We start from the raw sequence: 18,285 nt of genomic DNA, 5'->3' as shown, positions 1-18,285 counted from the left end.
GATGCCTGCTCGGCCCAGAACGCCTCGCGGTCCGCATCGGCCTGGCCGTAGAGCGCCGACGTGGCGTTGGCCTGCGCCGCGAAATCCTCGGACGGCGGGAACGTCCTGCTTTCCGTCAGCAGGTTGTCGAGCGTGTTGCTCTGCCCGTCGGGCTGACTCATTGCCCAGAACCTCCCTGGAGATGTGAATGCAGTGCTGGGGGGAACCGTAGTGCGATCTGGTTCACTGCAACAGAGGTTTCGCTTGATTGGTTCAGACCATTCGGTCGCAACGGACCGAATTCCTACCGTCACTCTCCGGTTCCGAAATGCTTCCGCTGCGTTGTCCTGCGGTAACGCAGAGTCGAACACGTGCAACGTGGCTGCAACTGTGGCACAACTCGCACACGGGCCGCTCACCGGGGTTTCCGGTACCGGCCGGTAGCGTCTTGACCCGTGAACGACAAGCCATCGCTGGCACCGCTGCTGGAACTCGACGGGGTCACAGACGCGGTGGCCGCCGCACGCGCCGCCATCGACGAGGTGCACCGGCACCCGGCCAACCGGCGCGGCTGGCCCGCGACCGCCGCCGAAGCCTCCGTGCGCGCGGCCCGCGCGTCGGCCGCGGTCGCGGGCGGTGCCACCGAGATCCCCGAGTCCGGAGAGGTCAGCGACCCGCTGCTGGCCGGATCGCTGCGCGTCGCTGAGGCCATGGGCACCCTGCTGCCCACCTGGCAGCGCGCGCCCCGGCAGGCCCTGGCGCGGATGCACGTGCTCGCCGCGAGCGACCTCGTCGACGACCCCGACCAGCTCGGCCGTCCGCACGCCGACCCGGTGATCGCCGAACGGCTCGACCTGCTCAGCGAGATCATCACCGAACCCAAGGCGCACGGCGCCGGGCCCGTGCTGGCCGCGGTGGTGCACGGAGAGCTGCTCGCGCTGACCCCGTTCGGTCACGCCGACGGCGTCATCGCCCGCGCCGCGGCCCGGCTCGCCGTCATCGGCAGCGGTCTGGACCCCAAGGGCCTCGTCGTCCCCGAGGTCGCCTACTTCCGCAGGCAGGAGGACTACACCGAGCGCGCGCTGGGCTTCGCCACCGGTGACCCCGACGCGGTCGCGGCCTGGATCGTCCACTGCTGCTCCGCGCTGGAAGCGGGTGCCCGCGAGGCCGCCTCCATCGCCGACGCCGTTCAGGAGGGCTGACGGTGAAGAAGGTCCTGATCGACTGCGATCCCGGCATCGACGACGCGCTGGCGCTCGCGCTCGCGCACGGCGATCCGCGGCTGGACGTCGTGGGCATCACCGCCGTCGGCGGGAACGTGCCGCTGGAGTTCACCACCGAGAACTCGCTTCGACTGCGCGACTTCTACGGAATGACCGCGCCGGTCGCGCGCGGTGCCGGTCGGCCCCTGGTGCGCGAGGGCATCAACGCCGGGAACGTGCACGGCGTGATGGGTCTCGGCGAGGTCGTGCTGCCGGAGACCGCGACCGAGCTGGACCCGCGCCACGCGGTCGACCTGATCATCGAGACGCTGGCCGCCGCTCCTGGCGAGATCAGCCTGGTCGCGACGGGTCCGCTGACCAACATCGCGCTCGCGGTGCGCAAGGAGCCGCGGATCGTCGAGTGGGCCGCCGAGTTCGTGATCATGGGCGGCGCCTACACGCGCGGCAACCGGACTCCGGCGGCCGAGTTCAACGTCATGGCCGATCCCGAAGCCGCCGCAGTGGTCTTCGAAGCGGGCTGGACGACGGTCATGGTCGGGCTCGACCTGACCCACCAGGCCCGCGCGAACGCCGAGGTCCGCACCCGCTTCGCCGGTCTCGGACGGCTCGAATCCGAGCTGCTCACGCCGTGCCTGGACTTCTACGGCCGGTTCCCGGACTACCAGGAGCTCGGCCCGGCGATCCACGACGCCTGCGCGATCGCCTACCTGATCGACCCGACCCTGATGGACGCCGTGCCCGCGCGGGTCGACGTCGAGACGCAGGGCCGGTTCACCTCGGGGATGACCGTCACCGACTTCAAGGCCCCGCCGGAGTTCAGGAACGCCCTGGTCCCGACCACGCTGGACCAGGGGCGCTTCTGGGGTCTGATGACCGAGGCGTTCGAAGTCGTCGCCAAGTCGATGGCCTGACGGGCGGCGCGGGCGCCGAGGTCTGGAACCTCGCGGCTCGCACCGCCTGCGGGCGTCTTCAGCCCTCCAGGCTCCGGAGGGCGTCTCGGACCTGGCCGTCGGCCACGGCGAGGGCCGCCGCCGAGCGCTCGACGTCGGCGCCGGAGAGCAGGTGGACCAGGGCCGTCTTGAGGTCGTCGCCCGCCGCGGTGAGCGCGTCGGCGCACGCCTGCTCGGACTCGCCGGTCGACTCCTGCAGGATGTTGATCGTGCGTCCGCGCAGCTTGGCGTTGGTCGCGAGCATGCTGACCATGAAGTTCGAGTAGACCCGGCCCAGCTTGATCATCACCGCGGTCGAGAACGAGGTGAGCACCAGCTTCTGCGCGGTTCCGGCCTTCATCCGGGTCGAGCCGCTGATCGGCTCCGGGCCGGTGTCGGCGGCGATGACCACGTCGGCCGGGACCTCGCCGGGGTCCGGGTTCGAGGTCAGCAGCGCGGTGGTGGCGCCGATCTCCTTCGCGGCCGTCAGCGCCGAGAGCACGTACGGGGTGCGGCCGGAGGCCGCCAGGCCGAACACGAAGTCCTTGTCGGAGCCCTGCGCGCGGATCTCGCGGGCGCCCGCGTCCTCGTCGTCCTCGGCGTTCTCCACCGCCTGCTGGTAGGCCTCCGGGCCGCCTGCCTGGTGCGCGATGAACCAGTCCGGCGGGGCGTTGAAGGTCGGGATCAGCTCGGCGGCGTCGAGCACGGCCAGCCGCCCCGACGTTCCCGCGCCCACGTAGTGCACCCGGCCACCCGACCGCAGCGCCGCCACCGCGAGGTCGACCGCCTCCGCCAGCTCCGGCAGCACGCGGCCGACGGCCTCCGGCACCGTGCGGTCCTCGCTGTTGAACAGCTGCAGGACGTCCAGCGTGGGCAGCAGGTCGATGTCGCGGGTGTTGGGGTTGGTCTGCTCGGTCGGCGATGCGACGCGGATCGCGTGATCCCGGGTCATCCATGCCTCCTGTTCGGTTGTTCGAGGCCGGCCGTGGCGCGATGCATCACGCCTCTTTGTGCCGACGCCGATCGGGGCGACTGCCGAGGCGGTGTCCGGAGACGGCCTCGCGCGTCGCTTCCAGCGCCGTTTTGGTCTGCTCCAGATGCCGCTGGGCGACACCGATGAACAAGCAGTCGATCACGGTCAGCTGCCCGATCCGGCTGGCCATCGCCCCGGACCGGTACGTCGTCTCGCGCACCGCCGTGGTCAGCACGTGGTCGGTGATCTCGGTGATCGGGGAGCGCGCGAAGTTGGTGATCGCTCCGGTCGTGGCGCCGTGCCGCTTGGCCTCGCGCAGCGCCTCGACCGTCTCGGTGGTCGCGCCGGTGTGCGAGATGCCGATCGCGACGTCGCCGGGTTCGAGCACGGCGGCCGAGGTCAGCGCGTTGTGCGTGTCCGACCAGGCGAAGCTGACCAGTCCGATGCGGTGCAGCTTCTGCTGGAGGTCGAGGGCGACGAATGCGCTGGCCCCGACGCCGTAGACGTCGATGCGGCGCGCGGTGGCGACCGCGTCGACCAGCGCGTTCAGCGATGCGGCGTCGAGCTGGCCCGCGGTCTCCTCGACGGCCTTGGCGTCGGCGTAGCCGACCTTGGAGATGATGTCGCCGAGGCCGTCGTCCGGGCCGATGTCGCCGCCCAGCTCCCGATCGCGCGTCGAGGTGCGCGCGGTGTCGGCGGCCAGGGCGATCCGCAGGTCCGGGTATCCTCCGACGCCGATCGCCTTGCAGAACCGGGTGACGGTCGTTTCACTGGTCCCGGCCGCCTCGGCGACCTCGGTGATGCTGCGGCGCGAGATCGAGGCGGGGTCGGCGAGCACGATGTTGGCCACGCGCTGCTCGGCCCGCGCGAGTCCGGGCAGCAGCGAGCGAATCTTGACGAGGGGACTGCCCTCGTTCGATTCAGCGGAGATTTCCGTAATGGCCATGTGGGAAACTTACTAACCGTTTCTTGTGCAGGTCAATGCATATCTCACGTATCCGTCGGGAAGACGGTTCACGCACGGGTCCAGGTTGCATCTCCGCCGCGCAATTCGATGAGGGCTAAGTACCCGGTCCTCGAGATCGACTTGTACACCTGCTCGGCCGCTGCCCGCCGCGCGATCTCGTCATCTGACCGGAACCCGCCTCGCGACCGCCTGAAACATCCGGCGCGAACACTCCCGGCTGCACGCGCGCTCGGCAGAGGAGGGGTTCGATGGTCGTCGGTTCACCACGGGAGGACGTGGCGCGAGATCAGGCGGTGCGCGAAACGCTGGAGGACTACACGCTCCGCTTCGCGCCGCGCAGTTACCGGCGCTGGAAGCCTGGCGTGGTGGCCACGACCGCGCTGGGCGGCATCGCCTACCTGGCGGACTTCTCGATCGGCGCGGGCATCGGCCTGAGCTACGGCACGCTCAACGCGCTGGTGGCGATCCTGGTAGCCGCGTTGATCATCTTCGTGACCGGTGTGCCGCTGGCCTACTACGGCGCCCGCTACAACATCGACCTCGACCTGATCACCCGAGGCGCTGGGTTCGGCTACTACGGATCCGTGCTGACCAGCGTGATCTTCGGCAGCTTCACGTTCATCTTCTTCGCCACCGAAGGCGCGATCATGGCCCAGGGGCTGCACGTCGGGCTGGGTGTTCCGCTGTGGCTCGGCTACCTGATCACCACGCTGGTCGTCGTGCCGCTGGTCATCTACGGCATGAAGGCGCTCAGCAAGCTCCAGGTGTGGACGACGCCGCTGTGGTTGCTGCTGATGGTCGGACCTATCGGCTACCTGGTGGTCGTCGACCCGAGCTCGGTGAGCGACTGGCTGGCCTTCGCAGGCGAGGAGGGCGGTGGGCTCAACGCGGCGTCGGTCATGCTCGGCGCGGGCGTGGCGCTGTCGCTGATGGCTCAGATCGGCGAGCAGATCGACTACCTGCGGTTCATGCCGCCGCGCACGGAGGCCAACAAGCGCTCCTGGTGGCTGTCGACGCTGGTCGCGGGCCCGGGGTGGGTCGTGTTCGGCGCCATCAAGCAGGCCACGGGGGCTTTCCTGGCGTTCTTCATCATGGGTGTCGCCGGGGCCGCGGCGACCGAGCCGGTGCAGCAGTTCCTGGGCGTCTACGAGCTGTTCCTGCCCGCGTGGCTGGCGATCCCGCTGGCCGTCGTGCTGGTGGTGCTCAGCCAGGTCAAGATCAACGTCACCAACGCGTACTCGGGCTCGCTGACCTGGACGAACTCCTTCACCCGGATCACCAAGCACTACCCGGGCCGGATCGTGTTCGTGCTGGCGAACCTGGCGGTCGCGCTGATCCTGATGGAGGCGGACATGTTCGCCTTCCTGAACTCGGTGCTGAGCTTCTACGCCAACTGCGCGATCGCGTGGGTGTGCACGGTCGCCGCCGACATCATGATCAACAAGTTCGTGCTGAAGCTGTCGCCGAAGGAACCGGAGTTCCGGCGCGGCATGCTCCACGCCGTCAACCCCGTGGGCGTCACGGCCTTCCTGACCTCGGCGATCGTCTCGATCGCGATGTACTTCGGCGCCTTCGGCGAGGCGGTCGCGCCGTACTCGCCGATCGCGGCGGTGGTGATCGCGGTCGTGCTCACCCCGGTGATGGCGATCGCGACCCGCGGCCGGTTCGCCTTGCGCCGCACCGATGACGGCATTCCCGAACCCCGCTTCGACGTCGACGGCACGCCCGTCGCGACGATCTACACCTGCGACTACTGCTCGCAGGAGTTCGAGCGGCCGGACGTGCTGGCCAGCGCGGAGCCGGGCAAGATCATCTGCTCGTTGTGCGTGACGACGGACAAGACCGGAGCTCTGGTGCTACCGGCGTCCTGAGTCAGCGCGCAGCGGGGTTCCAGCCGTCGAGGTGCAGCTCGGTGGAGTCTCGCTCGGAGTCCAGGAGGGTGCGGTCGCCGTCGGCGGCCTTGAGGCCGTCGACGTTGACCCCGCGGCCCTCGTACTGGGCGTCGACGGTGTAGCGCCAGCGCAGCTGGACCTTCTTGCCCGGATCTGCGGGAACCTCGCCGTTGACCTTCCACCAGGCGCGGTGCCCCGAACCTGCCAGCGCCGGCTGCGGGCCCTCCGGGGCGCCGGGACCGGACGCGGTCAGCGGCACCGGCCGCCAGTTCACCCCGTCCGAGCTCGACTCGACGGTGAGGGCGTCCGTGCCGTCGGCGTCCTGCTGGGTGTCGACGAAGGCGTCGAAGGACACCTCCAGCGGCCCGTTCGCCGGGCCCAGCGGCGCGCTGGTCAGCGTCGCCGCCCGGGGCGCGTGGAACGATGCGCGGCCGTGGCGGGGGAAGACCGCCAGCGCGCGGGCCATACCCTGCGCGAGGGTCTGGCGCGCGCGGTTGTTGGAGCCCCACTCGCGCGACGGGTGCACGCGGTTGGTCAGCAGCACCGCCACTGACCGCGACGCCGGGTCGATGACCAGCGACGTCCCGGTGTAGCCGGTGTGCCCGGCGGTGCGCGGAGCGCTGAGCCCGGCCATGTACCAGCGCTGGTCGAGCTCGAACCCGAGACCGTGCGAGTTCCCGGGGAACTCGGTGTTGAAGTCGGTCAGCATCTTCTCGACGGTGCGCTCGGAGAGGATCCGGGTGCCGCCGTAGGTCCCGCCGTTGAGCAGCGTCTGCCCGAGCTTCGCGAGGTCGTCGGCGGTCGAGAAGACACCGGCTTGACCGGCCACGCCGCCCAGCGACCAGGCGTTCTCGTCGTGCACCTGGCCGCGCACCATGCCGCGCGGCGGGTCGGTCTGGAACTCGGTGGCCGCGATGCGGTGCAGCTGGGACTCCGGCGGGTTGTAGCCGGTGTCGCGCATGCCCAGCGGCTTGGTGATCCACTCCTGGACGACCTGGTCCAGCGGGTGCCCGGTGACCCGCTCGACCAGCACGCCGAGGGTGATCATGTTCGGGTCGGAGTACTCGTAGTTCGTGCCCGGCGGGTGCTCCGGGGTCAGCGCCATGACCGACGGGATGCGCTGCTCCGGCGGCAGCTTCCACAGCTGCACCTCGGCCTGCAGCCCGGAGGTGTGGGTGAGCAGCTGCTCGACGGTGATGCCCTGCTTGCCGTTGACGGCGAACTCCGGCAGGTGCTCGGCGACCGGATCGTCCAGCGAGATCGTGCCGTCATCCACCAGCTGCAGCGCGGTGATCGAGGTGAACAGCTTGCTGATCGAGGCGACGTCGAAGATCGTGTCGGCGCGCATCGGTTCCTGGTCCTGCGCGGGGAGCTCCGTGCCCTTGTCGTCGGCGTAGCGCAGCTGCTCACCGGCGGCGGTGCGGCTGACGACCACGCCGTCGTGCGCGAGCAGGCCCACAGCACCGGCGTACATCGGGTGTTCGAGCTCGGGCGTCTTCTCGGTCCACGCCGCGAGCTGCCGCCACGCGTCGTCGATCGGCTTCGGGTCGAGTCCGATGCCCGAGGGCGTGCCGTCCTGCAGCAGCGTTTCGGCGGGCGCGAAGCCGTCCTGGGGACGGTCGAAGTGCCCTGCCGCCCGGCCCTGCGCGGCCACGGCCGAGCCGCCCAGCGCGGTCAGCGACAGCAGCGCCACGGCCGCCAGCGCGGTCTTGCCCATCCAAGGCCCCCTCAGCGGTACAGCAGGTAGGGATCGCGATGCCGGCGGAAGTCGACGACGTCCTGCCGCCAGGAATCGGTGATCTCGCTCACGTCGGCGCCCGCATCCACCATGCCGCGCAGCCGGTCCGAGCCGGACAACTTGTCGACCATCCCATCCTCTCGCCAGGCGAAGAGCTGAGGATAGAGCCGTCGGGCTGTGACCAACATCGCAACGGTGAGGTGGATCGGGTCGAGATCACCCGTGCGGTGCAGCTGCACGCCACCGCAGGGCTGCTCGGCGTGCTTGGAGAACGTCGGGACGAAGTAGGTCTCGCGGAACCGGACGCCCTCGATGCCCAGCTCGTTGAGCTCCTCGGCCCACTTCCAGTCGATCCCGGGCGCCCCGATGATCTCGAACGGACGCGTCGTGCCGCGCCCCTCGGACCACGTCGTGCCCTCGAACAACCCGGTTCCCGGGTACACCGCGGCGGTGTCCGGGGTCGGCATGTTGGGGCTCGGCGGAACCCACGGCAGGCCGGTGTCGGCGGTGCGTCCCTGCCAGCCCTCGACCCGGATCACGTTGAGCTGCGGCAGCGGCGAGGGCAGGTGGACGCGGTCGAACATCCGCGCCAGCTCGCCGACGGTCATGCCGTGCTGCTGCACGATCGGCAGCTCACCGACGCCGGAGGCGAACCGCGGGTCCAGCTGCGGCCCGGCGACCAGCGGACCGACGGGGTTCGGCCGGTCCAGGACGGTGAACCCCAGGCCGAGCTGCTGGGCGGCCTGCATCGCCGTGTACATCGTCCAGATGTAGGTGTAGAAGCGCGCGCCGACGTCGGCGATGTCGAAGACGACCTGCTCGACACCGGCCTTGCGGAACAGCTCGGCGAGCTTGGCCGCGTCGGCGCCGTAGGCGTCGTAGACCGGCAACCCGGTGCGCGGATCTCGGTAGTCGCCCTCGGACCCGCCGGCCTGCGACGTGCCGCGGAACCCGTGCTCGGGCCCGAAGACCGCCGCGATGTCGACCTTGCCGCCCGCGTGCATCACGTCCACCAGGTGATCCAGCGAGGACAGCACGCCCGTCGGGTTGGTGACGATGCCGAGGCGGTGTCCGGCGAGGTCCGAGAAGTCCCTGCTCGCCAGCACGTCCGCGCCGGTGCGCACCGCTCCGGGCGCGATCTGCGCCGGCTTGGCCGCGCAGGCCGAACTGGACGCCACGCCGACGGTCGGGACCGCCAGGGCCGAGGCGGCGAGGAAGCGCCGCCTGCCGATTCCGCTCATGCTGTTCACCAGGCCAAACCGAAGCCGAAGGGATACCTGTCGGTTCCAGGCTTACCAGGCTCGGGCACCGGGACCGGCAGCTTGCCCGCGGGCGTGGCCTCGCCGAAGAGGACCTTGGCGACCGATTCCATGGCGACCGGCTTGTCGGAGTAGCTGGCGATCCAGGCGGGCACGTCGACGTGGGCGGCGTCGTAGGGGTCGCGCACGGCCACGGCCACGACCGGCTTGCCGGTCGCCTGCAGCGCGCGCACGAGGTCCAGCTGCCCCGCGTTGTCGGGGTTCCAGGCGGCGCTGGTCAGCACCACCGCGACGTCGTGGGCCTTGGCCTGCTCGACGGCCTGGCCGATCTGCTCCTGCGTCGGCTTGGTGCCGGTGGCCAGCGCGGAGCTCTGCGGCCCGCGCGCCCGCACCGAGTCGGACAGCGCCTTCGCGCCCCGCTCGCTCGCGCCGGTCACGAACACCTTGCCCGGCGACTTCAGCGGCAGCGCGGCGTCGTTGCGCAGCAGCGTCGTGCTGCGGTCGGTGATCCGCTGGGCGTCGGCGAGGTGCTGCTGGTTGCCGACGACCGAGTCCACCTCGGACACGTCGACGAACGGGTTGGCCAGCACGCCCCGGCCTTCCTTGAGCTTGAGCACCCGCGAGACGCTCTCGTCGATGCGCTGCTCGGTGAGCCGGCCGTCGCGGACGGCCGCGATCACGCCGTCGATGGCGACCTGCAGGTTCTGCGGCATCAGCATCACGTCGGCGCCGGCCTGCAGCGCCAGCACCGGGATCTCGGAATCCGGGTGCTGCTGGCGGACGCCCTCCATCTGCAGCGAGTCGGTGAACACCACGCCCTGGTAGCCGAGCTCCTGGCGCAGCATCCCGGTGAGCACCTTCGGAGCCAGCGTGGCCGGCTGCCCGGAGTCGTCGAGCTTGGGGACCACGATGTGCCCGCTCATCACCGAGTCGGCGTTGGCCGCGATCGCTTCCTTGAACGGCGGCGCGTCCAGCTGCTCCCACTGCTGCCGGTCGTGCTCGATGACGGGCAGCGCGGTGTGGCTGTCGGTGTTGGTGTCGCCGTGCCCCGGGAAGTGCTTCACCGAGGCCGAAACGCCTTCACCGGCGGCTTGGGCGTCTTCGTAGCCGCGTACCTGGGCAGCGGTGAACTGCGCGGCCAGCGCGGGGTCGGAGGAGAACGAGCGGACGCCGATCACCGGGTTGGCAGGGTTGACGTTGACGTCACCGCTGGGCGCGAAGTTCATGTTCAGGCCCATGGCGCGCAGTTCCTGGCCGGTGATGGCCGCCGCGCGCTCGGCGTCCTGCGGGCTGCGGCCGGCGCCGAGCGCCATGTTGCCGGGCAGCTGGGTGACGGGCTCGGTGATCCGGGTGACCTGGCCCTGCTCCTGGTCGGTGGAGATCAGCAGCGGCACCTGCGCGCCCGAACTCGTCGCCGCGGTCTGCAGCCCGTTGGACAGCTCGGCGATCTGCTTCGGGTCGTAGAGGCTGTTGGACCAGGTGAAGTGGATGATCCCGCCCAGGTGGTACTTCTGCACCACCTGCGCCGGGGTGTCGACGCCGAACTCCTCCCGGTTGACCGGGTCGGGCGTGTCCGCGGTGCGGCCGTAGGCGTAGGTGACGAACAGCTGCCCGACCTTCTCCTCCAGGGTCATCTCGCTGAGCAGCTCGTCGGCGGTCTGGGCCCGAGGTTCCAAAGCGCTCCCGGTGGTGGTCAGAGCGGCAGCTCCCACGGCCAACGCGCTCAACGCGACGACGGCGCGTCGGGTTCGGCTCTTCAGGGCCACGTCGGCCTCCCTGCACCAGGCGGAAACTGTTCACCACAAACGCGGACAAATGAGGAAATTACTCACAGGAAAAGGGGAGGTCAACGATGAGGACTGATCCAATCGTTGATTCTTGCTTCCTGGATTGCGCATGGCGCTGCGGCGATCCTCGGTGAGATGCGGCGAGCGGAAAGCGATTTCGTCGCTCACCCGGCCTGGGTCGGCGGCCTGGAGCGCACAAAAGAGCGGCGCCCGTGCTGGGCGCCGCCCTCTCTGCGCGAGCTCTTGGGTTACCAAGCGTGCTGTTCGTCGTAACTTTCGGGCTAGGCGTCCGGCGTCCCGTGACGCAACCCTGTGCACGACAGCCTTATGTGCGGCGACGCGTGGGTGCTCCAAGTCTCGCGCGCGGAGCCTGAGAGGGGTGGACGCTGTTTCTCCTCCACAACGTCCCTGGCCAAACAGGGTCCGCACTTCCTTTGTAGACCGTGATGCCCGTCACTGCAAGGGTCCTTCAGGGCGAACCGGGGAGCGATCTACCTGCGTTTCGGTCACCGTCGGCGACGCCAGGCGCGCACGCCCCACCAGGTCGCGCCGGCGGCCGCCACGGCGCTGAGCCCGACGCCTGCGGCCGTGACGGCGGCGCGGGACGGGGTGGGGATGCGGGCGCGCAGCGAGACGGGGTGCTCGAAGGCCAGCGAGGGCCAGCCGCGCTGGACCGCTTCCTTGCGCAGGCCCCGGTCGGGGTTGACGACGGTCGGGTTTCCGACGGCTTCTAGCAGCGGCATGTCGGTGACCGAGTCGGAGTAGGCGTAGCACTCGCCGAGGTCGTAGTCGTACTTGTCGGCGAGTTCGCGGGCGGCGACCGCCTTGTTCTCGGCCGAGCAGTAGAAGTCGACCTCGCCGGTGTAGCGGCCCTCGGAGACGACCATGCGCGTGCCGGACCAGTGGTCGGCGCCGAGGAGCTTGGCGATGGGGGCGACGACCTCCTGGCCGGAGGCCGACAGCACGACGATCTCGTGGCCCTGGTCCTGGTGGTCGGTGATGAGCTGGGTGGCTTCCTTGTAGACGAGCGGGTCGACGATGTCGTGGAGGGTCTCCTCGACGATCGCGTTGACCTGGTCGATGTCCCAGCCGGTGCACAGCGACGTGATGTGCGCGCGCATCCGGTCCATCTGGTCGGCGTCGGCGCCGGCGAGCATGAAGACGAACTGTGCGTAGGCGCTCTTGAGCACCGCTCGGCGGTTGATCAGCCCTTCTTGGAAGAACGGGCGGCTGAAGGCGAGCGTGCTCGACTTGGCGATGATGGTCTTGTCCAGGTCGAAGAACGCGGCCACCCGGCGTCCGGAAGCGGCGGCGGGGTTCGCGGGCTCAGTCACGCCGACAGCATACGAGTCGCGTCGACGTGTCATTTCCAGGCTGGTTCCGGTCATGTGCGCACGATCCTGGGCTGTTTGTCCGGTGGGGTGCTTTGAGAGAGCGATTTTTCACACACCGTGTGGTTGTCGGAAGGTTGGTCGCCGTCCGGGTTGGTTTTTCTGCCACGAATGAATGGGTCGGGCCAGTTTGTCGGGCACTGAGAGCAAAGACGTTCCCTCAAATGGACGGGAGGCATTACTAGCGATCTGCGGGATACAGTGTGGGGAGTCCGGCAAGACCGGACCAGTTCAGCTCGACCCCCCGGAGCTGAACTACGACGGCCCCCGCCCCTCCCCCCTGGCGGGGGTCGTCTCGTATTCGGATGCTCCCACCTGCGCGGAGTTCGTGCTCGCGCAACAGTCTTCGGTCGAGCGAAATGTGAATTCACTTCATTTCTTATGCGGCCCTGGTGCAACTCTTTCAGGGAAGACGAGTTATCCACAGCGAACGGGTTCATCCACAGATTTCGGAAATCGCTTGGCAGCCGACAGGGGCTCCGTCACTTTGGATAACGAGCGGCCATTCGCGGCACAACGCTCCTTCTTCCGGCCCATGCGGAAGTGGTTTTCCTCCGAAAAGTCCTGATCCAGGGAGCTCGTCATGCCCGCGGCAGCCCAATCGCCCACCCCGGAGACCGCGCGCCCGCTGCTGGTGGTGCGCGACGCCGAGCTGGCGGAGGAGGTCTCGCGGCTGGCCGCGGCCTCCGCCGGAACGATCGAGCGCGCGCCACGGCTGCTGCCCGCCGCGTGGCGCGTGGCGCCGCTGGTGCTGCTCGACGAGCCGACCGCCGCCGCGTGCGCCACCCACGGCCTGCCGCGCAGACGCGGCGTCGCGCTGCTCTGCCGGACGACCGGTGAGCGGCTGTGGCGGACCGCGTTCGACATCGGTGCCGAGCGGGTGCTGACCCTGCCCTCGGACGAGCACGAGCTGATCGAGCTGCTGGCCGACGCCGCGGACGCACCCGTCGGCGAGGGGCGTGTCCTGGCCGTGCTCGGCGGATGTGGTGGTGCGGGCGCTTCGGCGCTGGCCACCGCCGCCTCGGTGGTCGCCGCCCGCTCCGGCGGCCGGTCGCTGCTGGTCGACTGCGACCCGTTCGGCGGCGGTCTGGACCTCGCCGCGGGCATGGAGCGCGACGAAGGCGTGCGCTGGTCGGGCCTGTCGGTCGGCACCGGGCGGCTCGGTGCCGGAGCGCTGCGCGAGGCGCTGCCGAAGAAGCGGGTCGGACGCGGAGAACTGGCCGTGCTCGCCTGCGACCGGGACCGGACGCCGAGCGGACTGACACCGGAAGGCGTGCGCGCGGTGCTCGGAGCCGGTCGCCGCTCCGGCGCGACCGTGGTGTGCGACCTGCCGCGCTGCCCGGCACCGGGCGACTCCGACGAGTCGGTGCTCGGCGACGCCGAGCTCGTGGTCGTCGTGGTGCCCGCGGAGGTGCGCGCGTGCGCGGCGGCGGCGCGGGTCGTCGCCTCGGTGACCGAACGCGCGGGACGCCGGGTGCGACTGGTGGTGCGCGGACCGTCCCCGGGCGGCTTGCGACCGCGTGACGTCGCACGCGCCGCCGGCGCGCCGGTGCTCGCCACGATGCGACCACAGCCGCGCCTGCCCGCCGTCGTCGACCGCGGTGATCTCGTCACCGCGCTGCACCGCCGCAGTCCGCTCGCCGCGGCGGCCGGTGCGGTGCTGGCCGAGCTCGCCTCGGCGGAGTCGCCGGTACCGCGCTGAACCCCCGTTGAACCCAGGCCGATCTCGCTCGATCGGCCATGCCGTCCTGCCGCTTTCCGGCCGGTGAAGGGAAGGTCCGTGATGTCCGTGGATCGGGAACTGCTCGCGCGGGTGCGAAATCGACTGGTGGGCAACGGCTCGCCGCTGAGCCCGGCAGCCGTCGCCGAGGCGGTCCGCGCCGAATCCGGCGGACTGGTCGCCGATGCCGACGTCCTCGCCGCTCTGCGCGTCGTCCAGCAGGAGTTCTCCGGTGCGGGAGTGCTGGACCCGCTGCTGGACGATCCGGCGACCTGCGACGTGCTGGTCACCGCGCCGGAGAAGGTGTGGGTCGATCGGGGGGACGGGCTGCGGCCCGCGCCGGTGCGCTTCGCCGACGAGGACTCCGTGCGCCGACTCGCGCAGCGCCTGGCGATGTCCACCGGGCGTCGGCTCGACGACGCCCAGCCGTGGGTCGACGCCTGGATGCCGCAGCGCGGCACCCGCGCGGTCCGGCTGCACGCGGTGCTGCCACCGGTCGCCGGGGACGGGACCTGCATCTCGCTGCGGGTGCTGCGCCCGGCCGCGCACGACCTCGCCGCGTTGCAGCGCGCGGGGACCTTCGACGAGCGCAGCGCCGCCGTGCTGCGCGAGATCGTGGTGCGCAGGCTCGCGTTCCTGATCACCGGCGGAACCGGCAGCGGCAAGACGACGCTGCTCGCGGCGATGCTCGGCGAGGTCGGGGACCGCGAGCGGATCGTCTGCGTCGAGGAGGCGGCCGAGCTGCGTCCCCGGCACCCGCACGTGGTGCGACTGCTGACCAGGCCGCCGAACGTGGAAGGCGCGGGTGAGATCGGCGTCCGCGAACTGGTGCGGCAGGCGCTCCGGATGCGGCCGGACCGCCTGGTCGTCGGCGAGGTGCGCGGTGCGGAGGTACGCGAGCTGCTCGCCGCGCTCAACACCGGGCACGACGGAGGCGGCGGCACGCTGCACGCCAACTCGCCGCGCGAGGTGCCCGCCCGGATGGAGGCGCTGGCCGCGCTCGGCGGGCTGTCCCGCGATGCCCTGCACAGCCAGCTCGCCGCCGCCGTGCAGGTCGTGCTGCAGGTGCGCCGCAGACGCCTCGCCGCGATCGGAGTGCTCCACCGGTCGGGTGATCAGGTGACCGTGCGACCGGCCTGGGAGCGCGAAACCGGTTGGGACGTGGGCCGCGCGGAGCTGGCGGCGTTGCTGGAGTCCAGGGGAGGTGCGCTGCCGTGCTGATCACGAGCGCCCTGCTCGCCGCGACCGGCCTGCTGTGCTGGCCCGCGATCACCACTCGCCACCGGCTTCCAGGACTCGGGCGCGCACCGCTGAGGCTGCCGAGGCCGAAACGCCTGCTGCCGCTGGCGACCGGTGTCGCTGGATTCGCCGTCGCGGGCCCGGCGGGCTCGTGCGCGGCGATCGCGCTGGCGCTGCTCGCGGGCAGGTACTTCCGCGAAAGCCGCGACGAGCGGCGGGAACTCGCGCTCGACGACGAGTTCGCCGAGGCGATGCGGCTGCTGGTCGCACAGCTGCGCGCGGGCGCGCACCCGGCGAACGCGGCGGAGGGCGCGGCGGCCGAAGCCGGTCCCGGCGTCGCCGCGCTCTTCCGGGACCTGGCGGCGACCGCTCGGCTCGGCGGCGACGTGTCCGCGCTGGCTGGACGACCACGGGCGCCGGTGCGACGGCTGACCCGGGCCTGGGACCTGGCCGAACGGCACGGTGTGGCGCTGGCGGAACTGCTGGACTGCCTGCGCCGCGACGTCGAGCGGCGCACCGGCTTCCGCCGCGCGGTGGCCGCGAAGATGGCCGGTCCGCGCGCCACGGCGGGAGTGCTCACCGGCTTGCCGGTGCTGGGCCTGGGCTTCGGGCAGGCCGCCGGTGCGGCGCCGCTCGCGGTGTTCGGCAGCGGTCCCGCCGGGCAGCTGCTCCTGCTCGTCGGGGTCGCCCTGCTGATCGCCGGGGTGCTGTGGAGCTCCCGGCTGACGAGGTCGGTGGTGCGGACATGAGCCAGGTGTGCGCGCTGCTCACCGCCGCTGTGGCCGTGCTGCTGGTCCCCGTCGACACGACCCGCCACCGGCTGGGTCGGCGTCGTAGCCCACCGGCGGTACCGCGCCCCCGGCGCGAGGAACGGGCCGATCCGCTGGTGCTCGCCGGCGGATGGGACCTGCTGGCGGCGGGAATGCGGGCGGGGCTGCCGGTGCCGGTGATCGTGCGCGCCGTGGCGGTCGAGGTCGGCGGCACCGCCCGGCGGACGCTGAACGAGGTCGCCGACCACCTCGCTCTCGGCTCGGACGCCGCTGCCGGGTGGGAACCGGCGCTGCGCGACCCGGACACGGCCGAGCTCGCCCGCGCGGCGCGGAGAACCGCGCGCACCGGCAGCGCGCTCGCCGACGTGGCGGCCGAGCTCGCCGACCGCGCGCGGGCGCGCAGCTCCGAGCTGGCCGAGGTGCGCGCTCAGCGCGGTGCCGTGTGGATCTCGGCGCCGCTGGGGCTGTGCTTCCTGCCCGCGTTCCTGTGCTTGGGAGTGCTCCCGGTCGTGCTCGGCATGTTCGACCGGATCCCGATCAATCCACTGTAGACACGAGGAGAAGACGATGCGGAATCTCATCCGGCGGCTGCGGGCCGCGCTGACCGGTGACGACGGCATGTCCACGGCGGAGTACGCCGTCGGCACGCTCGCGGCCGTGGCGTTCGCGACCACGCTCTACGCCGTGGTGACCAGCGGTTCGGTCGAAGAGGCGCTGACCGGCCTCATCCAGCGGGGGCTGCAGGGAGCCGGAACGTGAACGACCGGGGATCGGTGACCGTGGAGGCGGCGCTGGGCATCTGCTCCCTGGTCGCCGTGTTCGGGTTGCTGCTGCTCGGCGGGATGGCGGTCCTGGGCCAGCTGCGCTGCCAGGACGCCGCCGTCGAGGCCGCCCGCCTGCTCGCCCGGGGAGACGCGCCCCGGGCGGAGCAGGCGGTGCGCGCCATCGCGCCCGTCGGCGCCCACTACGCCCACGTGGTCCGCGGTGACCAGGTCGAGGTGCTCGTCAGCGCGCACTGGTCGCGCGCCGACGCCGTCGCGATCCTCGAACCGGGGGAGGCCGGATGAACGATCGCGGTTCGGCGACGGTGCTCGCGGCGGTCCTGTCGCTGGTCGTGCTGGTGCTGCTGGGGTGGCTCGTGCAGTTGGGCACCGCCATCGCCGCCCGGCAGCGGGCCGAAGGCGCCGCCGATCTCGCCGCGCTGGCGGCTGCGGTTCACGTGATCGGTGGACCCGAACTCGCCTGCGCGCAGGCCCGGCGGGTGACCGGCGGGATGCGGACGCGCCTGCTCACGTGCACCCTGACCGGTCGAGAGGTTCGCGTCGAGGTGGCCGGGGAGCTGCCCGGACCGCTGGCCGGACGGCAACCGCCGAGCGCACGGGCTCGCGCCGGACCGGTCCCCGGTTGAGCCGCGTGTATTACGCGGGCAGTGCGACGAGCGGTCGGCGAGCGGTCCGGCCGGCAGCGGAGCGGTCGGCGAAGCGTCACCGTCACTGCCATGGATCTTTCAGCGCGTGTGTTGGATCTTTCACGTTCGTCGTCGCCGAACGACCGGTCGTCGCACCGGGTCTGTACGCCCCGGGGCTGGATGACGTTTCTTTGAATGTGTGAGCGGCGAGCCCAGGTTCGCCACGAACCGAGGTCCACCCGACAAGGAGGTCGGGGGATCGGCCGGAACCCCGAAATCCGGCCGGTCGACCTCAGGGCGCGAGGTCGTTCACCGCTGAACGAGGAGGCGGAGACACATGCAATGGTCTGCGGAGAGGTGGCAGAGCTCCTTCCGCGGCGTCCCGGCCCACCCGGCCGGGCTGACCAGCAGCCGGATCGACCTGCGAGTGCAGGCAATCGACTTCGCGTCGCGTGGTTGGTCGGTGTTGCCCGGAACCTTCCCCCGAGATGGTGAGTGGCTCGGTCGCCGAGGCCGCCGGCTGCACGGCCCGACCCCCGTGCGGGCCGACTGGCAGGACGGCCTGGGGGCGGACCTGCACGAGGTCCTGGCCTGGTGGGACGAGCACCCCTACAACCTGCTGCTCGCCACCGGTTTCCAGGCCGAGGCCATCGAGGTCGACATCGCGATCGGCAGGCGGGCGGCGAAGGCGCTGCGCGCAGGCGGATTCCCGGTGCCGATCGTGGCGACCCCGACCGGCAGCTGGTTCTTCCTGATGTCCCCTGGGGGTCGGCTCAACGGCGAGCTGGCCGAGCAGAGCGGAATCCGCTTGCACAGCAAGGGGAGTTGGGTTCCGCTGCCACCGTCGGTCTACCCCGGCGGTGCGGTGCACTGGAGGGTCAAGCCCGATGTGTGCGCCTGGCAGCTGCCCAGCCCGGAGTTCGTCCAGGACGCGCTCCGGACCGCAATCGAGATCGATGACCAACCGGAGAACGTGGCGGAGGTTCTCGCAGCGAGCAGGTGATCCTGCG

General features: G+C 71.1%; 17 protein-coding genes. 11 read left to right on the top strand and 6 right to left on the bottom strand.

The annotated features are described in order from the left end of the window. The first annotated feature begins 434 nt into the window (after window positions 1–434). Window positions 435–1,181, top strand: coding sequence for an oxidoreductase (locus AB0J78_RS26600; protein WP_363793557.1), 747 nt, complete (start codon window positions 435–437; stop codon window positions 1,179–1,181). Window positions 1,182–1,183: 2 nt separating this feature from the next. Then, window positions 1,184–2,113 carry a nucleoside hydrolase gene (locus AB0J78_RS26595; protein ID WP_363793555.1) on the top strand — a complete coding sequence of 310 codons (930 nt, stop codon included), beginning with the start codon at window positions 1,184–1,186 and terminating at the stop codon, window positions 2,111–2,113. A gap of 58 nt (window positions 2,114–2,171) precedes the next feature. On the opposite strand, the gene AB0J78_RS26590 is transcribed toward AB0J78_RS26595, so the two are convergent. Further along, window positions 2,172–3,083: an N-acetylmuramic acid 6-phosphate etherase gene (locus tag AB0J78_RS26590; protein ID WP_363793553.1), complete on the bottom strand. Its 912-nt coding sequence runs from the start codon at window positions 3,081–3,083 to the stop codon at window positions 2,172–2,174. Window positions 3,084–3,129: 46 nt separating this feature from the next. Continuing rightward, window positions 3,130–4,050: a MurR/RpiR family transcriptional regulator gene (locus AB0J78_RS26585; RefSeq protein ID WP_363793551.1), complete on the bottom strand. Its 921-nt coding sequence runs from the start codon at window positions 4,048–4,050 to the stop codon at window positions 3,130–3,132. A gap of 269 nt (window positions 4,051–4,319) precedes the next feature. On the opposite strand from AB0J78_RS26585, the gene AB0J78_RS26580 reads away from it, so the two are divergent. Beyond that, window positions 4,320–5,942, top strand: coding sequence for an allantoin permease (locus AB0J78_RS26580; RefSeq protein WP_363793549.1), 1,623 nt, complete (start codon window positions 4,320–4,322; stop codon window positions 5,940–5,942). A gap of 1 nt (window position 5,943) precedes the next feature. On the opposite strand, the gene AB0J78_RS26575 is transcribed toward AB0J78_RS26580, so the two are convergent. The 4 genes from AB0J78_RS26575 to AB0J78_RS26560 form a co-directional block, all read right to left on the bottom strand. After that, entirely contained in the window at window positions 5,944–7,680 is a 1,737-nt protein-coding gene (locus tag AB0J78_RS26575) for a serine hydrolase domain-containing protein (RefSeq protein WP_363793547.1), read from the bottom strand. A gap of 11 nt (window positions 7,681–7,691) precedes the next feature. Next, complete coding sequence (locus AB0J78_RS26570) at window positions 7,692–8,942, bottom strand: DUF1343 domain-containing protein (protein ID WP_363793546.1); 1,251 nt, start codon at window positions 8,940–8,942, stop codon at window positions 7,692–7,694. A 5-nt stretch (window positions 8,943–8,947) separates the two neighbouring features. Next, window positions 8,948–10,726, bottom strand: coding sequence for a glycoside hydrolase family 3 protein (locus tag AB0J78_RS26565; RefSeq protein ID WP_363793544.1), 1,779 nt, complete (start codon window positions 10,724–10,726; stop codon window positions 8,948–8,950). A 527-nt stretch (window positions 10,727–11,253) separates the two neighbouring features. Continuing rightward, window positions 11,254–12,081 (bottom strand): HAD-IB family hydrolase, encoded by an 828-nt coding sequence (locus AB0J78_RS26560; protein ID WP_363793542.1) that lies wholly within the window; start codon window positions 12,079–12,081, stop codon window positions 11,254–11,256. A gap of 640 nt (window positions 12,082–12,721) precedes the next feature. On the opposite strand from AB0J78_RS26560, the gene ssd reads away from it, so the two are divergent. The 8 genes from ssd (at window position 12,722) to AB0J78_RS26520 (ending at window position 18,278) form a co-directional block, all read left to right on the top strand. Beyond that, window positions 12,722–13,840 carry a septum site-determining protein Ssd gene (ssd, locus tag AB0J78_RS26555; RefSeq protein ID WP_363793540.1) on the top strand — a complete coding sequence of 373 codons (1,119 nt, stop codon included), beginning with the start codon at window positions 12,722–12,724 and terminating at the stop codon, window positions 13,838–13,840. An 87-nt stretch (window positions 13,841–13,927) separates the two neighbouring features. After that, window positions 13,928–15,079, top strand: coding sequence for a TadA family conjugal transfer-associated ATPase (locus tag AB0J78_RS26550; protein ID WP_363793578.1), 1,152 nt, complete (start codon window positions 13,928–13,930; stop codon window positions 15,077–15,079). Then, window positions 15,073–15,846 (top strand): type II secretion system F family protein, encoded by a 774-nt coding sequence (locus tag AB0J78_RS26545; RefSeq protein ID WP_363793538.1) that lies wholly within the window; start codon window positions 15,073–15,075, stop codon window positions 15,844–15,846. The genes AB0J78_RS26550 and AB0J78_RS26545 overlap by 7 nt, the downstream gene beginning before the upstream one ends. Then, window positions 15,843–16,418, top strand: a complete 576-nt coding sequence (locus AB0J78_RS26540; protein WP_363793536.1) for a type II secretion system F family protein — start codon at window positions 15,843–15,845, stop codon at window positions 16,416–16,418. The genes AB0J78_RS26545 and AB0J78_RS26540 overlap by 4 nt, the downstream gene beginning before the upstream one ends. Window positions 16,419–16,434: 16 nt before the next feature. Next, entirely contained in the window at window positions 16,435–16,626 is a 192-nt protein-coding gene (locus AB0J78_RS26535) for a DUF4244 domain-containing protein (protein ID WP_132626413.1), read from the top strand. After that, window positions 16,623–16,934, top strand: coding sequence for a TadE family type IV pilus minor pilin (locus tag AB0J78_RS26530; protein WP_363793534.1), 312 nt, complete (start codon window positions 16,623–16,625; stop codon window positions 16,932–16,934). The genes AB0J78_RS26535 and AB0J78_RS26530 overlap by 4 nt, the downstream gene beginning before the upstream one ends. Next, the gene (locus tag AB0J78_RS26525; RefSeq protein WP_363793532.1) at window positions 16,931–17,275 is read left to right on the top strand and encodes an Rv3654c family TadE-like protein; all 345 of its coding nucleotides are present in this window, start codon (window positions 16,931–16,933) and stop codon (window positions 17,273–17,275) included. The genes AB0J78_RS26530 and AB0J78_RS26525 overlap by 4 nt, the downstream gene beginning before the upstream one ends. A 337-nt stretch (window positions 17,276–17,612) precedes the next feature. Beyond that, complete coding sequence (locus AB0J78_RS26520) at window positions 17,613–18,278, top strand: bifunctional DNA primase/polymerase (RefSeq protein WP_363793530.1); 666 nt, start codon at window positions 17,613–17,615, stop codon at window positions 18,276–18,278. The last annotated feature ends 7 nt before the right edge of the window (window positions 18,279–18,285 follow it).

The organism is Saccharopolyspora sp. NPDC049426, assembly GCF_040676935.1.
Taxonomy (GTDB): Bacteria; Actinomycetota; Actinomycetes; order Mycobacteriales; family Pseudonocardiaceae; genus Saccharopolyspora.
This window is presented reverse-complemented; position numbering and strand designations above follow the sequence as displayed.

Excerpts from the sequence above, each read along its gene's own strand:
- AB0J78_RS26590 (WP_363793553.1), bottom strand. The coding sequence starts at position 3,083 with ATGACCCGGGATCACGCGATCCGCGTCGCATCGCCGACCGAGCAGACC.
- AB0J78_RS26585 (WP_363793551.1), bottom strand. The coding sequence starts at position 4,050 with ATGGCCATTACGGAAATCTCCGCTGAATCGAACGAGGGCAGTCCCCTC.
- AB0J78_RS26580 (WP_363793549.1), top strand. The coding sequence starts at position 4,320 with ATGGTCGTCGGTTCACCACGGGAGGACGTGGCGCGAGATCAGGCGGTG.
- AB0J78_RS26575 (WP_363793547.1), bottom strand. The coding sequence starts at position 7,680 with ATGGGCAAGACCGCGCTGGCGGCCGTGGCGCTGCTGTCGCTGACCGCG.
- AB0J78_RS26570 (WP_363793546.1), bottom strand. The coding sequence starts at position 8,942 with ATGAGCGGAATCGGCAGGCGGCGCTTCCTCGCCGCCTCGGCCCTGGCG.
- ssd (WP_363793540.1), top strand. The coding sequence starts at position 12,722 with ATGCCCGCGGCAGCCCAATCGCCCACCCCGGAGACCGCGCGCCCGCTG.
- AB0J78_RS26540 (WP_363793536.1), top strand. The coding sequence starts at position 15,843 with ATGAGCCAGGTGTGCGCGCTGCTCACCGCCGCTGTGGCCGTGCTGCTG.
- AB0J78_RS26535 (WP_132626413.1), top strand. The coding sequence starts at position 16,435 with ATGCGGAATCTCATCCGGCGGCTGCGGGCCGCGCTGACCGGTGACGAC.
- AB0J78_RS26525 (WP_363793532.1), top strand. The coding sequence starts at position 16,931 with ATGAACGATCGCGGTTCGGCGACGGTGCTCGCGGCGGTCCTGTCGCTG.
- AB0J78_RS26520 (WP_363793530.1), top strand. The coding sequence starts at position 17,613 with ATGCAATGGTCTGCGGAGAGGTGGCAGAGCTCCTTCCGCGGCGTCCCG.